Raw genomic sequence first — 19,717 nt, 5'->3', positions numbered from 1 at the left:
GGCCGGCGCCTGGCCCCGCGCCACAGCAAAATCGAACCGTATTACCCGCCGCCGTGCAGGAACGTGGCGATCGCATCCACGATACGACTGGCCATCAGCGTCTTGGAGCCGTGTTGCAGCGCCGACTCGGTGCCGTCGGAGGCCAGCAGCCAGCCGTCGTTGCTGTCCACCTCGAACGCCCTGCCGTCGCCCACCGCGTTGACCACCAACAGGTCGCAACCCTTGCGGCGCAGCTTGGCCCTGGCGTGAAACAGCACATCGCCGTTGGCGTCGCCCGTTTCGGCGGCGAACCCGACGATGGCCCGCATGTTGGGCAGCTCGCCGCCGGCGCGCGCCCGCACCGCACCGGCCAGCACGTCGTCGTTGCGGACCAGCTCGATCGTCGGTGGCTGTTCCCGGTCGTTCGAGCCCTTTTTGATCTTCGCGGCGGAAACCTGCGCGGGGCGGAAGTCGGCGACGGCCGCGGCCATCACCAGCACGTCGGCCGCGGGCGCGTGCTTGGCCACCGCGTCGCCGAGTTGCTCGGCCGAGCTGACGTGGACCACCTCGACGCCGGCCGGGTCGATCAGGCCCGCGGTGTGCCCGGCGATCAGCGTGACCTCGGCGCCGCGCTGGGCGGCGACGCGCGCCACCGCGTAGCCCTGCTTACCGGAGCTGCGGTTGCCGATGAAGCGCACGGGGTCGATCGGTTCGCGGGTGCCGCCCGCGGTGACCAGGAGCTTGCAGCCGGCGAGGTCGTACGGGAGCGCGTCGTGGCGTTCCAGCAGCAGTTGGGCGAGCGTGGTGATCTCCTCGGCCTCGGGCAGCCGGCCGGAGCCGCTGTCGGACCCGGTGAGCCGCCCGAACGCCGGCTCCAGCACCACCGCCCCGCGGCGGCGCAGGGTGGCCACGTTGTCGACGGTGGCCGGGTGCAACCACATCTCGGTGTGCATGGCCGGCGCGAACAACACCGGGCATCGCGCGGTGAGCAGGGTGGCGGTCAGCAGGTCGTCGGCGCGGCCGTGCACCGCGCGGGCGAGCAGGTCCGCGGTGGCCGGCGCTACCACCACCAGATCGGCCTGCTGGCCGAGCTGGACGTGCGGCACCTCCGGGACGTTCTCGAAGATGCCGGTGTGCACCGGCTGGCCGGACAGCGCCTCGAACGTGGCGGCCCCGACGAACCGCAGCGCGGACTCGGTGGGCACGACCCGGACCAGATGGCCGGCCTCGGAGAGCTGACGAACTACCGTGCACGCCTTGTAGGCGGCGATGCCACCGGAGACGCCGACGACAATCCGTTTGCGGTCCACAGTTGGCCGGCCCTGCCCTGTTACTCGCCCTCGGTGTGCTCGAGCAGGTCGGCGTGGATCTCGCGCAGCGCGATCGACAGCGGCTTCTCCTGAAGCCCCGGCTCGACCAGCGGCCCAACGTATTCGAGGATGCCCTCGCCGAGCTGGTTGTAGTAGTCGTTGATCTGACGGGCCCGCTTGGCGGCGTAGATCACCAGGGCGTACTTGCTCGACACGCGGTCGAGCAGCTCGTCGATGGGCGGGTTGGTGATGCCCAGCGGGGTGTCGTAGGCGCCCTGCCCCCCGGCCGATGGGTCGAACCGGTCGGGGACGGCGGCCAGCGCCGCGTCGGACTGCGGAATGCTCACTTAGGTCAAACTCCTTGGCGGTCAGAGCCCCGAAACGGATTGGCTACCGCTGATGATTCGAATGCTCAATCTCGATTGGATCTGGTCTGGCTCCTGGTCTGGCCAGGTGGGTCATGCGGACTCGGCGCAGTTCCTAGCAGCAAGGATACCAATTCGGCGCACGCGGACTCCAATTGACTGTTGACCACGACCTCGTCGAAGTCGTCCTGGGCCGCCATCTCGACGCGGGCGGTCTCCAGGCGGCGCTGCATGGCCTCCGGCGTTTCGGTGCCGCGGCCGACGAGTCTGGCCTCCAGGTCCTCCCAACTGGGCGGCGCCAGGAACACCGTGATGGCCTCGGGCATCGCCCTCTTGACGGCCCTGGCGCCGGCCAGGTCGACCTCGATGAGTACCGGGATCCCGGCCGCGGTGGCGGTCCGCACCGGCTCGGCCAGGGTGCCCGACCGGTGCAGTCCGCCGTGGATCTCGGCCCATTCCAGCAGCGCGCCGTCGTCGATGAGCTGCTGAAAGCGGTCCGGGCTGACGAAGTGGTAATCGACGCCGTCGACCTCGCCCGGCCGCGGCGCCCGCGTCGTGGCCGAGACGGAAAAATGCAGCTCCGGAATTCGCTCGCGCAGGCAGCGGACGACTGTCGACTTGCCGACCGCGGAGGGACCGGACAGCACGACCACACGCCCCTTACCTGGTGGTGCGGGACGCGTGCCGTGCTCGACGTCCGGTCCCCCGCTAGCGCTCACTGGCGCTCCTGGGCTGGTGGCCCATAGCGCGGGTTGGCCGGGGCCGGGCTAGGAGCCGAACTTTTCCAGCAGGGCCTTGCGCTGGCGGTCGCCGAGGCCGCGCAGGCGGCGGGTGGGGGCGATCTCCAGCTCAGTCATGATTTCCTGCGCCTTGACCTTGCCCACCTTGGGCAACGCCTCGAGAAGCGCAGAAACCTTCATCTTGCCAAGGACTTCGTCGGTCTCGGCGTCCTTGAGCACCTGGGTGAGGTTGGTGCCGCCGCGCTTCAGCCGGTCCTTGAGCTCTGCTCGTGCTCGACGTGCGGCAGCAGCCTTCTCCAACGCGGCCGCGCGCTGCTCGTCGGTCAACTGGGGAAGGGCCACGATTCCTCCGTATCTGATCAATCAATTTCAATCGATCTCTTTTTGTCTCGCCGGTTCTTCTGCCAGCGGAGACGACCGTACTCAGGCCTCCTGACGAAATCTAACCCGGCCCCCTGGTTCAGGGGACAAACTCCCAGCATGAGCCCCGCCTGTGGCCGGAAAATGCCGTCCGGCGGACGCCTGCGATGACCGCCCGGCCGGGCCCCGCCTGCGCTTTGCGAGCGCCCGGCCCTGATCCGAAATATGGGCTCTGAGCTGCGGTTTTACCGAGTGGGCCCGGCGTCCGGCCGGCCGCCGGGGCGGCGGCCAAGGGCGGCCGCGGCGCGGCGAAACGCCTCGTGCCGGGGATCACGCATTTTTCGTTGCGTGTCGCGCGTGTCGCACCCGCGCGGCCCCCGCGTGGCGCGACGACGCCCTTCGCTGGTACGGCCGCCAGCTAATACCCCGCGAGTTACCATCTAGCGGTGTCGAACCTGCGGATCCGTCAGGCCGCTGAACTGCTCGGAGTCAGCGACGACACCGTCCGGCGCTGGATCAACCAGGGATCGCTGACGGTCAGCCACGACGCGGCGGGCCGCAAGGTCATCGCCAGCGAAGATCTGGCCCGGTTTTCCCGGAACAACGCCCCCGCCCCGCCGCCCGACCCGCTCAGCATCGGCAGCTCGGCCCGCAACCGCTTCGTCGGGCTGGTCACCAGGGTCACCAGCGACAAGGTGATGTCCCAGGTCGAGATGCAGTGCGGCCCGTTCACCGTCGTGTCGCTGATGAGCACCGAGGCCGCCGAGGAACTGCAGTTGCGGCCCGGCAGCGTCGCCGTGGCGGTCGTCAAGGCGACCACGGTGATCGTGGAGACCGCGCGGCCAAGTACGGCCCTAGCGTCCGACTGAGCGCCGGGGCGGCCCTACGGCGCGCCCAGATAGGCGACGGCGTCCAGCATCCGCTCGCCCGCCGCCCGCAGTTCGTCCACGCCCGGCCCGGCCCGCAGCACCTCGCGGGCCACCGCGGGCAGCAGCTGGCCGGGGGCCGCCCCGCCCAGCCCGGCGAGCGCGTCGGGCCGTCCGCCCTGCACACCGAGCCCGGGCACCAGCACCGGCCCGCCCAGCGCGCTGAGATCGGGCGCCTCGAGCACCGTCGCGCCCACCACCACGCCGACGTACCCGGGCCCCGACGGCGTCGCCGACTTGTTCACCACCGCCGCCTGGTCGACCACCAGCTGGGCCACCGTGCGGCCGTCGAACGCGGCGCGCTGCACGGTGGCGCCCTCCGGGTTGGAGGTCGCCGCCAGCACGAACACGCCCCGGTCGTGAGCGGCGGCGGCTTCCAGCAGCGGCCGCAACGACCCGAATCCCAGGTACGGCGAGGCCGTGACGGCGTCGGCCGCCAGTGGCGAGTCGCCGGCCCAGGCGGCGGCGTAGGCCGCCATCGTGGTGCCGATGTCCCCGCGCTTGGCGTCGGCCAGCACCAGCACCCCGACCGAACGCAGGGCCTCGACGGTGCGTTCGAGCACCGCGAACCCGGCGGCGCCGTAGGCCTCGAAGAACGCCACCTGGGGCTTGACCACGGCGAAGCCGGCGAACGCCTCGATGCAGATGTCACAGAAGGCGGCCAGTCCGTCGGCGGTGGTCGGCAAATCCCAGGCGCGGAGCAGCTCGGGATGCGGGTCGATGCCCACGCACAGCGGGCCGCGTTGCGCTTTCGCCTCGGCCAGGCGGACGCCGAACCCGGTCACCGGGCGCCTTCGCCGGGCGCGGCGCCCAGGCCGATCACGCTGTGCAGTTCTTGCAGGGACCGCACGCCGATGTCGCCGCGGATGCCCGCCTCGATGCCCTGGATGGCGGCGGAGGCGCCCTGCACCGTGGTGACGCAGGGGATGTTGACCGACACCGCGGCCGAACGGATCTCGTAGCCATCGATGCGTGGCCCGGAGTTGCCGTACGGCGTGTTGATCACCATGTCGACCTCGCCGGCCTTGATCGCGTCGACGGCCGACGCGGCCGGGCGGCCCGCCTGGGGGGGCTCGAAGTGCTTGCGGACCTCGTCACACGGAATGCCGTTGCGCCGCAACATCTCCGCGGTGCCCTCGGTGGCCAGGACGCGGAAGCCCAGGTCGGCCAGCCGCTTGACCGGGAACACCAGGGAGCGCTTGTCCCGGTTGGCAACCGAGACGAACACGGTGCCCTCGGCCGGCAGCGAGCCGTAGGCGGCCGTCTGACTCTTGGCGAAGGCGGTGCCGAAGTCGCGGTCGATCCCCATCACCTCGCCGGTGGACTTCATCTCCGGGCCCAGCAGCGAATCGATGGCCGCCCCGTCGATCCGGCGGAACCTGTGGAACGGCAGGACCGCCTCCTTGACGGCGATCGGGGCGTCGAAGGCCGCGTGGGCACCGTCCCCGGACGCCGCCAGCATGCCTTCGTCACGCAGCTGGGCAATGGTGGCGCCCAACATGATCCGGGCGCACGCCTTGGCGAGCGGCACGGCAGTGGCCTTCGACACGAACGGAACGGTGCGGCTCGCCCTCGGGTTGGCCTCCAGGACGTAGAGCACGTCGTCCTTGAGGGCGTACTGCACGTTGAGCAGCCCGATCACCCCGATGCCGTGGGCGATGGCCTCGGTCGCTCGGCGCACCTTCTCGATGTCGCTGCGGCCCAGCGTGACCGGGGGCAGCGCGCACGCCGAGTCGCCGGAGTGGATGCCGGCCTCCTCGATGTGCTCCATGATGCCGCCGATGTAGACCTCCGCGCCGTCGCACAGCGCGTCGACGTCGATCTCCACCGCGTCCTCGAGGAACCGGTCGACCAGCACCGGGTGCTCGGGCGAGAGCTCGGTGGCGCGGGTGATGTAGCCCTCCAGCGTCTCCTCGTCGTAGACGATCTCCATCCCGCGGCCGCCCAGCACGTATGACGGCCGCACCAGCACGGGATAACCGATGCCCTCGGCGATCCGGCGGGCCTGCGCGAAAGTCGTTGCCATGCCGTATTTCGGTGCGGGCAGGCCGGCGCCGGCCAGCACGTCGCCGAACGCGCCGCGGTCCTCGGCCAGGTCGATCGCCTCCGGCGGGGTGCCCACGATGGGGACCCCGGCGTCGGCCAGGCGCTGCGCCAGCCCGAGCGGGGTCTGGCCGCCCAGTTGCACGATGACGCCGACCACGCCGGGGCCCGCGCCGGCCGATTGCTGCTCGGCGCGGTACACCTCGAGGACGTCCTCGAACGTCAGCGGCTCGAAGTACAGCCGGTCGGCGGTGTCGTAGTCGGTCGACACCGTCTCGGGATTGCAGTTGACCATCACGGTCTCGAAGCCGGCCTGGCTCAACGTGGTTGCGGCGTGCACGCAGCTGTAGTCGAATTCGATGCCCTGGCCGATGCGGTTGGGTCCCGACCCGAGGATCAGCACCTTGGGCCGCTCGGCCTGCGGCGCGACTTCCGTCTCGGCGGCCGGGTCGAGTTCGTAGCTGCTGTAGTGATACGGCGTCTTGGCCTCGAACTCGGCCGCGCAGGTGTCGACGGTCTTGTACACCGGGTGGATGCCGAGCCGCTCGCGCAGCGAACGCACTCCGTTCTCCCCCGCCAGTTCCGGCCGCAGCGAGGCGATCTGGCGGTCCGACAGCCCGCTGTGCTTGGCCCGCCGCAGCAGGTCGGTGTCGAGCACCGGGGCGTCCACCAGCTCGGCGCGCAGCTTGCCCAGCTCGCCGATCTGGGCCACGAACCACGGGTCGACGCCGCTGGCCTCGGCGACCTGCTCGATCGACGCGCCCAGCCGCAGCGCCAGCTCGATGTCGTAGAGCCGGCCCTCGGTCGGGGTGCGCAGCCGGTCCAGCACCTCGGCGACATCCCCGTCCGGGTCGGGCTTGGTCCAGAAACCCGCGCGGGTGGTCTCCAGCGACCGCATCACCTTGCCGAGCGCCTCGATGAAGTTGCGGCCCAACGACATCGCCTCGCCGACCGACTTCATCGTGGTGGTCAGGGTGGGGTCCGCGCCGGGGAACTTCTCGAACGCGAACCGCGGCGCCTTGACGACGACGTAGTCGAGCGTCGGTTCGAAGCAGGCCGGCGTTTCCTTGGTGATGTCGTTGACGATCTCATCGAGGGTGTACCCGATGGCCAGCTTCGCGGCGATCTTGGCGATCGGGAAACCGGTGGCCTTGGAGGCCAGCGCGCTGGACCGCGACACCCGCGGGTTCATCTCGATGACGATCAGCCGCCCGTCGACCGGGTTGATCGCGAACTGGATGTTGCAGCCGCCGGTGTCCACCCCGACCTCGCGCAGGATCGCGATGCCCAGGTCGCGCATCCGCTGGTATTCCCGGTCGGTCAGCGTCATCGCCGGCGCGACGGTGACCGAGTCTCCGGTGTGCACGCCCATCGGGTCGAAGTTCTCGATCGAGCAGACCACGACCACGTTGTCGTTGCCGTCGCGCATCAGCTCGAGCTCGAATTCCTTCCAGCCGTAGATCGATTCCTCGATCAGCACGTTGGCGCTGGGGCTTTCGGCCAGGCCGGCGCCGGCCATCCGGTCGACCTCCTCGACGGACCGCGCCATGCCCGACCCCAGCCCGCCCATCGTGAAGCTGGGCCGCACCACGACCGGCAGCCCGAGCTCCTCGACCGTCTCGCGGACCTCTTCCATGGTGAAACACACTCGGCTGCGGGCGGATTCACCACCGACCTTGGCGACGATGTCCTTGAACATCTGCCGGTCCTCGCCGCGCTGGATGGCGTCGATGTCCGCCCCGATCAGCTCGACGCCGTGGCGCTCCAGCGCGCCGTTCTCGAACAGCGCGACGGCGGTGTTCAGCGCGGTCTGCCCGCCCAGCGTGGCCAGCAGCGCGTCGATCTTGTTGCCGCGCTCGGCCTGCTGGGCGATCACCCGCTCCACGAAGGCCGGGGTGATCGGCTCGACGTAGGTGTGGTCGGCGTACTCCGGGTCGGTCATGATGGTGGCCGGGTTGGAGTTGATCAGGCTGACCTGCAGCCCCTCCGCCCGCAGCACCCGGCAGGCCTGGGTGCCGGAGTAGTCGAATTCGGCCGCCTGGCCGATGACGATCGGCCCCGAGCCGATCACCAGCACGTGGTTGAGGTCACTGCGCCGCGGCATCAGTTGCTCCCTTCCATTGCGCGAGGGTGCGTGTTGCCACGGCGACACGCCGTGCACCGCGTACAACTGCGCACGCTCGCGGCGAGGTACATCAGCGCCCCTCTGCCATCAGGTCGATGAATTGGTCGAACAGGTATTCCGCGTCGTGGGGTCCGGCGGCGGCCTCCGGGTGGTACTGCACCGAGAACGCCCGCCCGTCGGCGAGTTTGACGCCCTCGACGACCCCGTCGTTGGCGCAGGTGTGGCTGACGACCGCGGGGCCGAACGGGGTGTCGAAGGACTGGCCGGCCTCGCCTTCCAGCGCGAAGCCGTGGTTCTGCGCGGTCACCGCCACCCGCCCGGTCGCGTGGTCCATCACCGGGATGTTGATGCCGCGGTGGCCGAACACCATCTTGTAGGTGGACAGCCCCAGCGCGCGGCCCAGGATCTGGTTGCCGAAACAGATGCCGAACAACGGGATTCCGGCGCCCAGCACCTCGCGGGTGAGCGCGACGACGTGGTCGGCGGTGGCGGGATCGCCCGGGCCGTTGGACAAGAACACCCCGTCGGGTGAGATGTCGGCGATCTGGGAGAACGTGGTCGACGACGGCAACACGTGGCTGCGTACCCCGCGGCGGGCGAAGTTGCGCGGCGTGTTGGTCTTGATCCCCAGATCGAGCGCGACCACCGTGAACCTCGAAGATCCCGGTGGTCCTTCGGGTTCCACGATGTAGCGCTCCGGCGTGCTGACCTCCCCGGCGAGATCGGCGCCGAGCATCGACTGCTGTCCGCGCACCCGCTCGACCAGCTCGGCGGGGTCGGCAAGCGCCTCACCGGAGAACACCCCCGCCTTCATCGACCCACGGGTGCGCAGATGGCGCACCACCGCGCGGGTGTCGATGCCAGCGATCCCGACGATGTGCTGGCGCACCAGCTCGTCCTCCAGGGTGCCGGTGGCGCGCCAGTTGGACGCCCGCGGCGACGGGTCGCGCACCGCGTAGCCGGCGACCCAGATCTTGTCGCCACGGCTCTCGGCGTCCTCGGTGTTCCAGCCGGTGTTGCCGATCTGCGGAGCGGTGGCCACCACGATCTGCCGGTGATAGCTGGGATCGGTCAGCGTCTCCTGGTAGCCGGACATGCCGGTGGAAAAGACCGCCTCGCCGAGCGTTTGGCCGACCTTGCCGAACGGCGTGCCCGTGAACACGCGGCCGTCTTCGAGCACGAGCAGTGCTTTGTTGTTCACGCGGCTCCCTCCTGCTGGGACTCCAGCCACTCGGTGTATTCCTCGCGGTGATTCGCCCGAAAGCCGGTGTCGATCTCGGCTCCCGACGGCAGCCGCCACCGAATCGCCAGGATCCCGATCCGGGCCGTGGCCCTGCCGCCCATGCTGCGCTCCATGCGGATACCGGTGATCGCGTCTTTCGGTATCCAAATCGGTTGGGCGCGCAAGCGTTCCACCATGATCCCGCCGGCATAGCGGGTCAGTACCGCCTTGCTGCGGAAACCCATGTCGCCGGCCGCGATCCGCTCGTGCCAACCCGGCGCCATCATGGAACCGCAATAGTGGCCCCGGGTGGTGATGAGCGCCGCGCCCACCTGGTCGGGCACGTCGGGCAGGTCGCCGATCAGCTCCTCCTGCCGCTCCGAGCGACGCCGCCAGCTGCGCATCATCAGCTGGATCACCACCGCGATCACCACCACCAGCACCGCCGCGAAGATCAGCGACCCCACCAGCGTGCCTGAATTCATGCCGGGCACTTCCCGTCTCGAGCGGTGACCTTGCCCCGCAGCAGCGTCGCCGTCACGGTGGCCGGCAGGGCCATCGACTCGAACGGCGTGTTGGCCGACCGGCTGGCCAGATCGGACCCGGCGACGGTCCAGGTGGCCTCCGGGTCCACCACCGTCAGGTTGGCCGGCTCCCCCACCTCCAGCGGGCGGCCGTGATCGGGCAGCCCGACGATGCGCGCGGGGTTTTCGCTCATCACCCGCGCGACGTCGCGCCAGGTCAGCAGCCCGGGCGTCACCATGGTGTGCACCACGACCGACAGCGCGGTCTGCAGGCCCAGCATGCCCGGGCGGGCCGCGGCGAATTCCACGCACTTCTCGTGTTCGGCGTGCGGGGCATGGTCGGTGGCCACGCAGTCGATGACGCCGTCGGCCAGGGCCTGACGCAACGCCACCGCGTCGGCGGCCTCCCGCAGCGGGGGGTTGACGCGGTTGCGCCCGTCGTAGGTGGCCAGCCTGCTGTCGTCGAGCAGCAGGTGATGCGGGGTGACCTCGGCGGTGATCGAAATGCCTTGATCCTTGGCCCATTTCAACAACTCGACGGTGCCGGCGGTGGACGCGTGGCAGATGTGCACCCGGGCGCCCGCGTCGCGCGCCAGCAGCGCGTCGCGGGCGACGATCGATTCCTCGGCGGCCCGCGGCCAGCCCGAGAGCCCGAGCCGGGCGGCGGCGGGCCCCTCGTGGGCGACGGCGCCGACGGTGAGCCGGGGTTCCTCGGCGTGCTGGGCGATCAGCACGCCCAGGCCGGTGGCGTACTCGAGGGCGCGGCGCATCACCAGCGGGTCGTGCACGCAGACGCCGTCGTCGGAGAACATCCGCACCTGCGCGGCCCCGGCCGCCATCATGCCCATCTCGGTGAGCTCGGCGCCGGCCAGTCCGACGGTGACGGCGCCGACGGGGTGGACGTCGACCAGTCCGACCTGCTGGCCGCGGTGCCAGACGTGGTCGGTGACCACCGGGCTGTCGGCGACGGGATTGGTGTTGGCCATCGCGAACACCGCCGTGTATCCGCCCAGAGCCGCTGCGGCCGAGCCGGTTTCGATGTCCTCGGCGTATTCGCGGCCCGGCTCGCGCAGGTGGGTGTGCAGGTCGACGAACCCGGGCAGCAACACCTGCCCGGTCGCGTCGATGACGTCGGCCGTGTCGGGGACCGCGAGCTCCGCGCCGATTTCGGCGATCTGGCCGTCATCGACGAGCACGTCGACCCGGTCGCCCTCGCCGTACAACCGGACCCCACGGATCAGCACGCTCACGCCGCACCCTCACTTCCGGCCGACTCGGCGCCGACCAGCACATGGAACAGCACCGCCATGCGCACGTGCACACCGTTGGACACCTGTTGCAGTACGGCCGATTGCGACGAGTCGGCCACCGAGGACGCGATCTCCATGCCACGCAGCATCGGACCCGGGTGCAGCACCACGGCGTGGCCGGGCAGCATCGCCTGGCGGCGATCGGAAAGCCCGAAGCGCGAGGAGTATTCGCGCACCGACGGGAAGAAGCCGCCGTTCATGCGCTCGGCCTGCACCCGCAGCATCAGCACCGCGTCGGCGGCGGGCAGCTCGGCGTCGAAGTCGTTCGCGACGGTGACCGGCCAGCCGTCGACGCCGACCGGCAACAGCGTCGGCGGCGCCACCAGGACCACCTCGGCGCCCAGGGTGTTGAGCAGCATGACGTTGGAACGGGCGACCCGGCTGTGCAGGATGTCGCCGACGATCACGATGCGCCGGCCCTCGATGCCGCCGAGGCGCTGGCGGATGGTCAGCGCGTCCAGCAGCGCCTGGGTGGGGTGCTCGTGCGTGCCGTCGCCCGCATTGATCACCGACGGGCCGTCGTTCGCGCTGCCGGTCCATTCGGCCAGCAGGTGCGCGGCACCGGAGGCCGGGTGCCGGATGATCAGCGCGTCGGCGCCGGCCGCGCGCAGCGTCAACGCCGTGTCGCGCAGCGACTCACCCTTGCCCACCGACGATCCCGCCGCGCTGACGTTGATCACGTCGGCGCTCATCCACTTGCCGGCCACCTCGAACGAAACCCGGGTGCGGGTGGAGTTCTCGTAGAACATCGTGATGACGGTGCGCCCGCGCAGCGTGGGCAGCTTCTTGATTTCGCGGCCGACCAGCGCCTGGGAGAAGCGGTCGGCGTCGTCGAGGATGGCGGTGGCCTCGTCGCGGCTCAGGTCGCCGGCGGCCAGCAGGTGCCGGGTCATCGGGAGATCACCACCCCGTCGCGCCCGTCCTGCTCGCTGAGCAGCACGTGCACGCTCTCGCTGCGCGACGTCGGAACGTTCTTGCCGACGTAGTCGGCGCGCAGCGGGAGCTCGCGGTGGCCCCGGTCGACCAGCACCGCGAGCTGCACCACCCGGGGGCGGCCGACGTCGCGCAGTGCGTCCAGCGCGGAACGCACCGAGCGCCCGGAGTACAGCACGTCGTCGATGAGAATCACCAGCGCGTCGTCGATGCCGCCCGCCGGGATCGAGGTGGCCTCCAGCGGCCGCGGCGGCTTCTGCATCAAATCGTCGCGATACAACGTGATGTCGAGGCCCCCGTGGCCCACCTCCACGCCGCTGAATTCGGCGATGTGGGTGGCCAGCCGCTCGGCCAGGATCACGCCGCGGGTCGGGATGCCCAACAGCACCACCCGCGGCGCGTCGGGTCCGTCCAGCGCGGTCTTTTCGATGATCTGATGTGCGATACGGGAAATGGTGCGGCCCACGTCGGCCGCCGACATCAGTTCCCGGGACCCGCGGCTTGAGCCGCTCTCGTCCACAGCACCCATGCGAGACTTGACCTCCTTCTCCGCCTCGCGGGACGGATCGTTAAAGGATGTCGACTGCCCGGCAGCGTAACACCTCTCTGGCGGAGCGCCGGCGCGGGGCACGAGTGCGCAATCCCGGATCGCCCGCCGTGCCCCACCCGTCCCAGGCGTCTCGCCGGGAGTCGGCGCCCGCTGTGCCCGCCTCGTAGCGACAACTCGTTGCGCTTCACGGCGTGGGTATGACGGGCTCAGCCGTCGCCCGGGAGGGGCGAACGGACTCCGGCTCTACCGCGGCGAGGGCCGCGAGACCGCCCCTAGGTGCAGGGAACTTGCCCGTTGAGCACGCAATTCGACGGGGGTGTGAAGGAACCGGTCAGCGCGCCCCTCATGCCGCCCGTCGCCGAACCGCCGGGTGCGATGCTGCGATTCCAGTTCGCGGGGGTAAGGGTGAAGTGGGTGCCCGATTGGGTGATGTTGCTGTTCCAGGTGTGCAGGACGGATTGTCCGGCCGGCATGTCGAAGTCAATCCGCCAATCGGTGAGCGGCACCAGGCTCAAGTTGGTGACGGTGAAGTTGGCGATGAAACCGGTCTGCCACGCATGTTCCACCGACAGCGTCGCCGAGGCGGGCGCGGCCGCATGAGCCGCCGGGATGACGGCGAGTCCGAAGGTGGCGACCAGCAATGCCGACACGGATACGTGAAGGGCTGTGCGCCAGCGCTTCACGCATTTGTTCAGTTCGGCCATGCGGCCCACATTAAAGGCAAGCGGGCGTTATCGACCGGCGCATCGCGGCACGCTGCAGTACCTTTGCCCAACCGAAACCGTCATGAAATTTTGGCCTCGATACGACGCCGCGTTGCCACGCGGCCGGGGCGGTTCGTGCCCGCCTCGCGGCGACGCCGTGTCGCGCTACCCTGGCGAAAATGACGGGCTCTGGATTCTCCCGAATGCAGCGAATGGACTTCGACGCGCTCTACCGCGGCGAAAGCCCCGGCGAAGGCATCCCACCGATGGCCACACCCCCCTGGGATACCAAGGCGCCCAAAGACAGCGTCGTCGCCTGGCACGACGGCGGCTGGATCCACGGCGAGGTCCTCGACATCGGCTGCGGGCTCGGCGACAACGCCATCTATCTGGCTCGCAACGGCTTCGGAGTCACCGGGCTGGACATCTCGCCCGCCGCGCTGCTGACCGCCCAGCGCCGTGCAAATGACGCCGGAGCCGACGTCACGTTCGCGGTGGCCGACTCCACCAACCTGGAGGGCTATTCCGACGCCTTCGACACCGTGATCGACAGCGGCATGTTCCACTGCCTCGACGACGACGGCAAACGCAGCTACGCCGCCGCGGTACACCGGGCGACCAGACCGGGCGCCACGTTGTTGATGAGCTGCTTCTCGGACGCGAACGCCCCCGACGAGCGCTGGCCCCGGCCGGCGGTCTCGGAGCAGACGCTGCGGGACGTGCTCGGCGGCGCGGGGTGGGACATCGAGTCGCTTCAGCCCGCGACGATGCGCCGGGAAGTGGACGGCGCCGAAGTCGAGATGGCGTTCTGGTACGTCCGGGCGCGACGGCGCTGACCGAACCGGCCGCTCGTCGCGACCGCGGGTTTTCGGCCCGGGTGGTCGGCCGCCGCCGAGAAGAAAGTACGTTCGGAGCGTGAGCGAGGAGTTCTGGGTAACCCGCCGCGAAGCCGGGGATGCGGTGGTGTTGCAGGTCAGCGGCGTGGTGGACATCATCACCGCACCGTCGCTGGCCACCCACATCGACGTCGCCCTGGCCGGCACGCCCGCGGTGCTGGTCATCGACCTCACCGAGGTCGACTTCCTGTCCTCCGCGGGCATCACCGTGCTGGTCGAGGTACATCGGCTGACCGAGAACAGCCCGACCTCGCTGCGCGTCGCGGCCGACGGTTCGGCCACCAGCCGGCCGCTGCGCATCGTCGGGCTCGACGAGTTCATCGACCTCTACCCCACCGTGGACGAGGCCTTGGCCCGGGCTCCCCGCGGCCCGGAGCTAACCTGACCGGGTGAATCTCGACGTCAATGCGGCCTCCATTCGCGAAGTGGTCGACGCGGGGCTGCTCGCCGGCGCGCTGACGCTGATCTGGCAGCGCGGAGAAATCCTGCAGGTCAACGAAATCGGTTACCGCGACGTGGACGCCGGCCTGCCGATGCAGCGCGACACGCTGTTCCGGATCGCGTCGATGACCAAGCCGGTCACCGTCGCAGCGGTGATGAGCCTGGTCGACGAGGGCAAGCTGACGCTGAAGGACCCGGTCGTGCGCTGGGCGCCGGAGCTGGCCGGCGTGCGGGTGCTCGACGACCCGCACGGCCCGCTCGACCGCACGCACCCGCTCGGGCGCGCCATCCTGATCGAGGACCTGCTCACCCACACCAGCGGCCTGGCCTACGGCTTCTCGGTGTCCGGGCCGATCGCGAAGGCCTACGTGCGGCTGCCGTTCAACCAGGGCCCGGACGCCTGGCTCGCCGAGCTGGCCAAGCTGCCGCTGGTGCATCAGCCCGGTGACCGGCTCACCTACAGCCACTCCATCGACCTGCTCGGCGTGATCGCGTCGCGCATCGAGGACAAACCGTTCAACGAGGTGCTCGACGAACGGGTCCTGGGTCCGGTCGGCATGCCCGACACCGGATTCTTCGTGTCCCCCGACGCGCGCCGCCGCGCGGCGACCATGTACCGGCTCGACGGGCAGGGCCGGCTGCACCATGACGCGATGGGGCCGCCACACATCAAGCCGCCGTCCTTCTGCAACGCCGGCGGCGGGCTGTGGTCGACCGCCGACGACTACCTGCGATTCGTGCGGATGCTGCTGGGCGACGGGACGATCGACGGCGTACGGGTGCTCTCCCCCGAGTCGGCCCGCCTGATGCGGACCGACCGGCTCACCGACGAACAGAAGCGCCACGACTTCCTCGGGGCGCCCTATTGGGTCGGCCGCGGCTTCGGACTGAACCTGTCGGTGGTTACCGACCCCGCCCGCAGCGCGCCGCTGTTCGGGCCGGGCGGGCTCGGGACGTTCAGCTGGCCGGGCGCCTACGGGACGTGGTGGCAGGCCGACCCGACCGCCGACCTGGTTCTGCTGTACCTGGTGCAGAACCTGCCCGACATGTCCGCGGACGTGGCGGCGGCGATCGCCGGCAACACGTCGCTGGCGAAACTGCAATCGGCGCAACCGAAATTCGTCCGGCGGACCTATCAAGCGCTCGGCCTCTGACGTGGTCGATTACCCGCCCGACCGCATCACCGGACCCCGCCTCGTGCTGCGCAGGCCCGTGCTCGAGGACGCCGGCGCGCTGTTCCAGCGGGTCGCCCGCGATCCCGAGGTCACCAGGTACCTGATGTGGGCGCCGCATCCCGACGTGGCGGCGACGCGGCGGGTGATCACCGAAAAGCTCAACGCCACCCCCGACGAGCGGACGTGGGCGATCGAATTGCGGCACAGCGGTGAGGTGGTCGGGCTGACCAGTTGCCGGCGCCCGGTGCCGCACTCGGTGGAGATCGGTTACTGCCTCGGCCGCCGATGGTGGGGCAAGGGCCTGATGGGCGAGGTGCTCGACATGCTGCTGACCGCGCTCGACAGCGACCGGGCCGTGTATCGGGTGTGGGCCACGTGCAACGTCGACAACGAGCGCTCGGCCCGGTTGCTGGAGCGCGCCGGGTTCGTGCTGGAGGGGCGCCTGGCCCGCCACGCGGTCTACCCCAACCTGGGGCTCGAACCGCAGGACAGCCTGCTCTACGCGAGGATCCTGCGCTGAACGGGTGTGCGGCCAAGGCGGGGCTTACCGCCGTGTCGCCGCCCTGAGCGCACACTGAAAGCCCTCAGCGCACAGTCGATCGCGCGTGGTCGAGCGCGCGGCGCGCGTAGGCCCGCACGTCGGCGTCGCCGTCCTTGAGGGCGATGCTCAGCGCATCGCGCGCGGCGGGTTCGCCGGCCCAGCGGGTCAGGCTCAGCACGGCCGCCTTGCGCACGTCGAGATGGGCGTCGGCGAGCGCCTCGGCCAGCGCCGGCACCGCGACGTCGGCCGGCGCGCCCGCCAGCGCGCGCGCCGCCCCCTCCCGCACCTGCCACGCCGGGGCCCGCAACGCCGCTTTCACGGCGGCGAGATCCGCTGGGCGGCAACCAAGCTCACCGAGCGCGGCCAGCGCGGCCGCGCGCACCAACGGGTCCGGGTCCGTGCTCAGCGCGCTGACCGCCTCGCCGCCGCCGCGCAGCGTGGCCAGCCCGGCGGCCGCGACGATCCGCACCTCGCGGCTCTCGTCACCGGTGGCGGCGACCACCCCGGCCACGTCGTCGACGGACACCAGCGCCCGCACGGCCTCGATGCGCACCCGGTGGTCGGGATCGGTGAGCGCGCGGCGGTAGTCCTCGGGGTCGCCGACCCGGCGCGCGGCCAGCACGTAGAGCGAGGCCGCCCGCACCACCACGTCGCCCGAGCTGAGCCGCGGCTGGACGGCGTCGGGCTCGGGTAGCACCTCGACGAGCTCGCGGATCCCCTCGGCGCCGGTGCGGCGCACGGCGGCGTCGGCGTCGTCCAGCGCGGCGACCAACGCGGGCGCATAGCCCTCGGGGATGTGTTCGGTGAGGGTGGCCACCGCCGTCCGGCGCACGCCGGGGTCGGGGTCGCTCAGGTACGGCCGCAGCCCGGCGATCGTCGGCTCCTCGAGGGCCAGGACTTCGGCGATGCGCGGCGAGGGCGGCTCGAATGACGTTGCGGCCGAAGCGATCCGGGACGCAGTGGCGGCCGGGGCCTGGCCGCCGACGAGCGGCGGCTCCTCGACCGCCCGCACGGTCTGGTCTGCGGGCGGCAGGCCGTCCAGTTCCGGCACCGGCACGAAGTACGGGGCGACCGGCCGCTTCAGGAACACCATCTCGCCGTCGGCGCCCTTGCGCAGGTTGAGGTGGTAGCCCCACTCGCTGTCGTCGCGGCCGGGCAGGTCGGCGCGGTCGTGGTAGAGGCCCCAGCGCGATTCGGTGCGGGTGAGCGACGATCGGGCGGCCATCTCGGCGCAGTCCCGGATGAACGACACCTCGACGGCTCGCATCAGCTCGTGCGGATTGCGAGCCCCCATCTCGGCGATCTCGGCCCGCATGCGGTCGAAGGTGCGCACGGCGATCGACAGCTTGGCCGCCGTCTTGGGCGGTGCCACGTAGTCGTTGACGAACCGGCGCAACTTGTATTCGACCTGCGGCTGCGGCGGGCCGTCCGGATGCCGCAGCGGGCGGTAGATCAGCTCGTGCGCGTCGCGCAGTTGCTCGCCCGGAAGCTCCTGCGGCGCAGTGCTTTCCGCGCAGGCCGCGGCCGCGTCGGTGCCGGCGAGATCGCCGAAGACGAACGCCCCGATCATGTAGTTGTGCGGGACGCAGGCCAGGTCGCCGGCGGCGTACAGCCCGGGCACCGTGGTGCGGGCGTGTTCGTCGACCCAGACCCCGGAAGCCGAATGCCCACTGCACAAACCGATTTCGGAGATGTGCATCTCGATGTCGTGGGTGCGGTAGTCGTGGCCGCGGTTGGCGTGGAAGGTGCCCCGCGTCGGCCGTTCGGTGGTGTGCAGGATGTTCTCCAGCGCGGTCAGCGTCTCGTCGGGCAGGTGGGAGACCTTGAGGTAGATGGGCCCGCGGGCGGAATCGATCTCGCTCTTCACCTCCGACATCATCTGACCCGACCAGTAGTCGGAGTCCACGAACCGCTCACCGTGTGCGTTGACCTGGTAGCCGCCGAACGGGTTCGCGACGTACGCACAGGCCGGCCCGTTGTAATCCTTGATCAACGGGTTGACTTGGAAACACTCGATTCCCGACAGCTCCGCACCCGCGTGGAAGGCCATCGCGTACCCGTCGCCGGCATTCGTCGGGTTCTCGTACGTGCCGTACAGATAGCCCGACGCGGGCAGCCCCAGCCGCCCGCACGCTCCGGTGGCCAGGATCACCGCCTTCGCCCCGACCGCGACGAATTCACCGGTGCGGGTGTGCAGCGCCGCCGCGCCGACGGCGCGGCCATCGGACGTCAGCACCCGCACCGGCATCAGCCGGTTCTCGATGCGGATCTTCTCGCGCATCGACCGTTGCCGCAGCACCCGGTACAGCGCCTTCTTGACGTCCTTGCCCTCCGGCATGGGCAGCACGTAGGAGCCGGAGCGGTGCACCCGGCGCACCGCGTACTCGCCGTGTTCGTCCTTCTCGAACTTCACCCCGTAGCGTTCCAGCCGCTGCACCATCGCGAATCCTCGGCTGGCGGTCTGATAGATGGTGCGCTGGTTGACGATTCCGTCGTTGGCGCGGGTGATCTCGGCGACGTAATCCTCGGGTTCGGCCTTGCCCGGGATGACGGCGTTGTTCACGCCATCCATGCCCATCGCCAGCGCGCCGGAGTGCCGGACGTGGGCCTTCTCCAACAGCAGCACCTGGGCGCCGTGCTCGGCGGCCGACAGCGCCGCCATGGTGCCGGCGGTCCCACCGCCGATGACCAGCACGTCGCAGTCGAGGCGGAGGGGGGTCGCCGGGTCCGGGATCTCCATCATGCCGCCACCAAGTTGCCCAGGGCGGCAATGATTTCGGCGCGCAACCCGTCCCTCGGCAGCTCTCCGCGCGGATCAGGCACGTCGATGGATGCGCGGGGCGGCTCCCCGGCCCGGCCCAGCACGACGATCCGGTCCCCCAGCGCGAGCGCCTCGTCGACGTCGTGGGTGACGAAGACGATCGTCGTGGGATGGGTGCGCCAGGTGTCGATCAACAGCCGCTGCATGGCCGCCCGGGTTTGAGTATCCAGCGCGCCGAACGGCTCATCCATCATCACCGCGCGGGGCGCACCCGCCAGGCCGCGGGCGAGCTGGACCCGTTGGCGCATCCCGCCGGAGAGGCTTTTGGGCAGGAAGTGGCCGAAACCGGCGAGCCCGAGTTCGTCGATCCAGCGCTCGGCCTGCGCGCGACGGGTGGCCCGGGGCTCGCCGCGCAGCCGCAGCGCCAGCTCGATGTTGGACCGCACGGTTCGCCACGGCAGCAGCGCGTTGTCCTGGAACACCATGCCGCGGTCACCCGAGGTGGTGGTGACCTCCGCGCCGTCGGCCAGCACCCGGCCCGCGTCGGGCCGCAGCAGCCCCGCCAGGGCGCGCAGCAGCGTCGACTTGCCGCAGCCCGACGGCCCGGTCAGCACCAGGATCTCCCCGGGGCGCACCGTCAGGCTCAGCCCGTCGATGACCGGAGTCCCGGTGTAGGACAACCGAACCGCTTCGAGCTCAAGACTGGTTCCGGTTTGTGCCGCAGTGGTCATCGCAAGCCTTCCTGTGCTCGGGGCAACCAGCGCGTCACCCGCCGGCCGACCAACTCGACGGCCGCCGACGTGGCGAACCCG

General features: G+C 70.6%; 19 protein-coding genes. 5 read left to right on the top strand and 14 right to left on the bottom strand.

Features of this window, described 5'->3' with window-relative positions; all coding sequences use genetic code 11:
• Positions 1 to 41 precede the first annotated feature (41 nt).
• From coaBC to mihF, 4 genes are all read right to left on the bottom strand, one after another.
• Positions 42 to 1,289: a bifunctional phosphopantothenoylcysteine decarboxylase/phosphopantothenate--cysteine ligase CoaBC gene (gene coaBC / locus A9X05_RS19165; RefSeq protein ID WP_067783404.1), complete on the bottom strand. Its 1,248-nt coding sequence runs from the start codon at positions 1,287 to 1,289 to the stop codon at positions 42 to 44.
• A 20-nt stretch (positions 1,290 to 1,309) separates the two neighbouring features.
• On the bottom strand, positions 1,310 to 1,636 hold the full coding sequence (gene rpoZ / locus A9X05_RS19160; RefSeq protein ID WP_067752911.1) for a DNA-directed RNA polymerase subunit omega: 327 nt from the start codon (positions 1,634 to 1,636) through the stop codon (positions 1,310 to 1,312).
• A 65-nt stretch (positions 1,637 to 1,701) separates the two neighbouring features.
• Entirely contained in the window at positions 1,702 to 2,373 is a 672-nt protein-coding gene (gene gmk / locus A9X05_RS19155) for a guanylate kinase (protein WP_156670051.1), read from the bottom strand.
• 48 nt (positions 2,374 to 2,421) lie between these two features.
• Positions 2,422 to 2,736 (bottom strand): integration host factor, actinobacterial type, encoded by a 315-nt coding sequence (gene mihF / locus A9X05_RS19150; protein ID WP_007171927.1) that lies wholly within the window; start codon positions 2,734 to 2,736, stop codon positions 2,422 to 2,424.
• Positions 2,737 to 3,200: 464 nt separating this feature from the next.
• Here mihF and A9X05_RS19145 point away from each other — a divergent pair, with 464 nt between their 5' ends.
• Positions 3,201 to 3,623: a molybdopterin-binding protein gene (locus A9X05_RS19145; RefSeq protein WP_067752906.1), complete on the top strand. Its 423-nt coding sequence runs from the start codon at positions 3,201 to 3,203 to the stop codon at positions 3,621 to 3,623.
• 14 nt (positions 3,624 to 3,637) lie between these two features.
• Here the strand turns inward: A9X05_RS19145 and pyrF are convergent, their stop codons facing one another.
• The 8 genes from pyrF to A9X05_RS19105 form a co-directional block, all read right to left on the bottom strand.
• Complete coding sequence (gene pyrF / locus A9X05_RS19140; RefSeq protein WP_067783401.1) at positions 3,638 to 4,465, bottom strand: orotidine-5'-phosphate decarboxylase; 828 nt, start codon at positions 4,463 to 4,465, stop codon at positions 3,638 to 3,640.
• Entirely contained in the window at positions 4,462 to 7,827 is a 3,366-nt protein-coding gene (gene carB / locus A9X05_RS19135) for a carbamoyl-phosphate synthase large subunit (RefSeq protein WP_067753085.1), read from the bottom strand. Before carB ends, pyrF begins: the two co-directional genes overlap by 4 nt.
• A gap of 91 nt (positions 7,828 to 7,918) precedes the next feature.
• Positions 7,919 to 9,049, bottom strand: a complete 1,131-nt coding sequence (gene carA / locus A9X05_RS19130) for a glutamine-hydrolyzing carbamoyl-phosphate synthase small subunit (RefSeq protein ID WP_067783398.1) — start codon at positions 9,047 to 9,049, stop codon at positions 7,919 to 7,921.
• The gene (locus A9X05_RS19125) at positions 9,046 to 9,555 is read right to left on the bottom strand and encodes a transporter (protein WP_067753082.1); all 510 of its coding nucleotides are present in this window, start codon (positions 9,553 to 9,555) and stop codon (positions 9,046 to 9,048) included. The genes carA and A9X05_RS19125 overlap by 4 nt, the downstream gene beginning before the upstream one ends.
• Entirely contained in the window at positions 9,552 to 10,844 is a 1,293-nt protein-coding gene (locus tag A9X05_RS19120) for a dihydroorotase (RefSeq protein ID WP_067783395.1), read from the bottom strand. Before A9X05_RS19120 ends, A9X05_RS19125 begins: the two co-directional genes overlap by 4 nt.
• Positions 10,841 to 11,797, bottom strand: a complete 957-nt coding sequence (locus tag A9X05_RS19115) for an aspartate carbamoyltransferase catalytic subunit (RefSeq protein WP_067752895.1) — start codon at positions 11,795 to 11,797, stop codon at positions 10,841 to 10,843. The genes A9X05_RS19120 and A9X05_RS19115 overlap by 4 nt, the downstream gene beginning before the upstream one ends.
• Positions 11,794 to 12,366 carry a bifunctional pyr operon transcriptional regulator/uracil phosphoribosyltransferase PyrR gene (gene pyrR, locus A9X05_RS19110; protein WP_067752892.1) on the bottom strand — a complete coding sequence of 191 codons (573 nt, stop codon included), beginning with the start codon at positions 12,364 to 12,366 and terminating at the stop codon, positions 11,794 to 11,796. Before pyrR ends, A9X05_RS19115 begins: the two co-directional genes overlap by 4 nt.
• A 293-nt stretch (positions 12,367 to 12,659) precedes the next feature.
• Positions 12,660 to 13,091: a cellulose-binding domain-containing protein gene (locus A9X05_RS19105; RefSeq protein ID WP_067783392.1), complete on the bottom strand. Its 432-nt coding sequence runs from the start codon at positions 13,089 to 13,091 to the stop codon at positions 12,660 to 12,662.
• Positions 13,092 to 13,294: 203 nt separating this feature from the next.
• Here A9X05_RS19105 and A9X05_RS19100 point away from each other — a divergent pair, with 203 nt between their 5' ends.
• From A9X05_RS19100 to A9X05_RS19085, 4 genes are all read left to right on the top strand, one after another.
• Positions 13,295 to 13,927, top strand: coding sequence for a class I SAM-dependent methyltransferase (locus tag A9X05_RS19100; protein ID WP_082954737.1), 633 nt, complete (start codon positions 13,295 to 13,297; stop codon positions 13,925 to 13,927).
• Positions 13,928 to 14,006: 79 nt separating this feature from the next.
• Entirely contained in the window at positions 14,007 to 14,372 is a 366-nt protein-coding gene (locus A9X05_RS19095) for an STAS domain-containing protein (RefSeq protein ID WP_067783386.1), read from the top strand.
• Positions 14,373 to 14,376: 4 nt separating this feature from the next.
• A complete protein-coding gene (locus A9X05_RS19090) occupies positions 14,377 to 15,582 on the top strand; it encodes a serine hydrolase (RefSeq protein WP_067783382.1) in 1,206 nt (401 codons plus the stop codon).
• Complete coding sequence (locus A9X05_RS19085; RefSeq protein WP_197499130.1) at positions 15,563 to 16,123, top strand: GNAT family N-acetyltransferase; 561 nt, start codon at positions 15,563 to 15,565, stop codon at positions 16,121 to 16,123. The genes A9X05_RS19090 and A9X05_RS19085 overlap by 20 nt, the downstream gene beginning before the upstream one ends.
• Positions 16,124 to 16,187: 64 nt before the next feature.
• Here A9X05_RS19085 and A9X05_RS19080 read toward each other — a convergent pair whose 3' ends face one another.
• A complete protein-coding gene (locus A9X05_RS19080) occupies positions 16,188 to 18,887 on the bottom strand; it encodes a fumarate reductase/succinate dehydrogenase flavoprotein subunit (protein ID WP_067783381.1) in 2,700 nt (899 codons plus the stop codon).
• Positions 18,884 to 19,636, bottom strand: a complete 753-nt coding sequence (locus A9X05_RS19075) for an ABC transporter ATP-binding protein (protein ID WP_067752871.1) — start codon at positions 19,634 to 19,636, stop codon at positions 18,884 to 18,886. The genes A9X05_RS19080 and A9X05_RS19075 overlap by 4 nt, the downstream gene beginning before the upstream one ends.
• Positions 19,637 to 19,717 lie beyond the last annotated feature (81 nt).

Origin of the sequence: Mycobacterium sp. E3298, assembly GCF_001666895.1 — a bacterium.
Lineage (GTDB): Bacteria > Actinomycetota > Actinomycetes > Mycobacteriales > Mycobacteriaceae > Mycobacterium.
The sequence above is the reverse complement of the archived record's forward strand: the minus strand, read 5'-3'. Positions and strand labels throughout refer to the sequence as shown.

Coding starts and splice junctions, on each gene's coding strand:
- A9X05_RS19115 (WP_067752895.1), bottom strand. CDS start 11,797: ATGACCCGGCACCTGCTGGCCGCCGGCGACCTGAGCCGCGACGAGGCC.
- carB (WP_067753085.1), bottom strand. CDS start 7,827: ATGCCGCGGCGCAGTGACCTCAACCACGTGCTGGTGATCGGCTCGGGG.
- A9X05_RS19080 (WP_067783381.1), bottom strand. CDS start 18,887: ATGATGGAGATCCCGGACCCGGCGACCCCCCTCCGCCTCGACTGCGAC.
- A9X05_RS19105 (WP_067783392.1), bottom strand. CDS start 13,091: ATGGCCGAACTGAACAAATGCGTGAAGCGCTGGCGCACAGCCCTTCAC.
- A9X05_RS19075 (WP_067752871.1), bottom strand. CDS start 19,636: ATGACCACTGCGGCACAAACCGGAACCAGTCTTGAGCTCGAAGCGGTT.
- A9X05_RS19125 (WP_067753082.1), bottom strand. CDS start 9,555: ATGAATTCAGGCACGCTGGTGGGGTCGCTGATCTTCGCGGCGGTGCTG.
- A9X05_RS19100 (WP_082954737.1), top strand. CDS start 13,295: ATGCAGCGAATGGACTTCGACGCGCTCTACCGCGGCGAAAGCCCCGGC.
- pyrR (WP_067752892.1), bottom strand. CDS start 12,366: ATGGGTGCTGTGGACGAGAGCGGCTCAAGCCGCGGGTCCCGGGAACTG.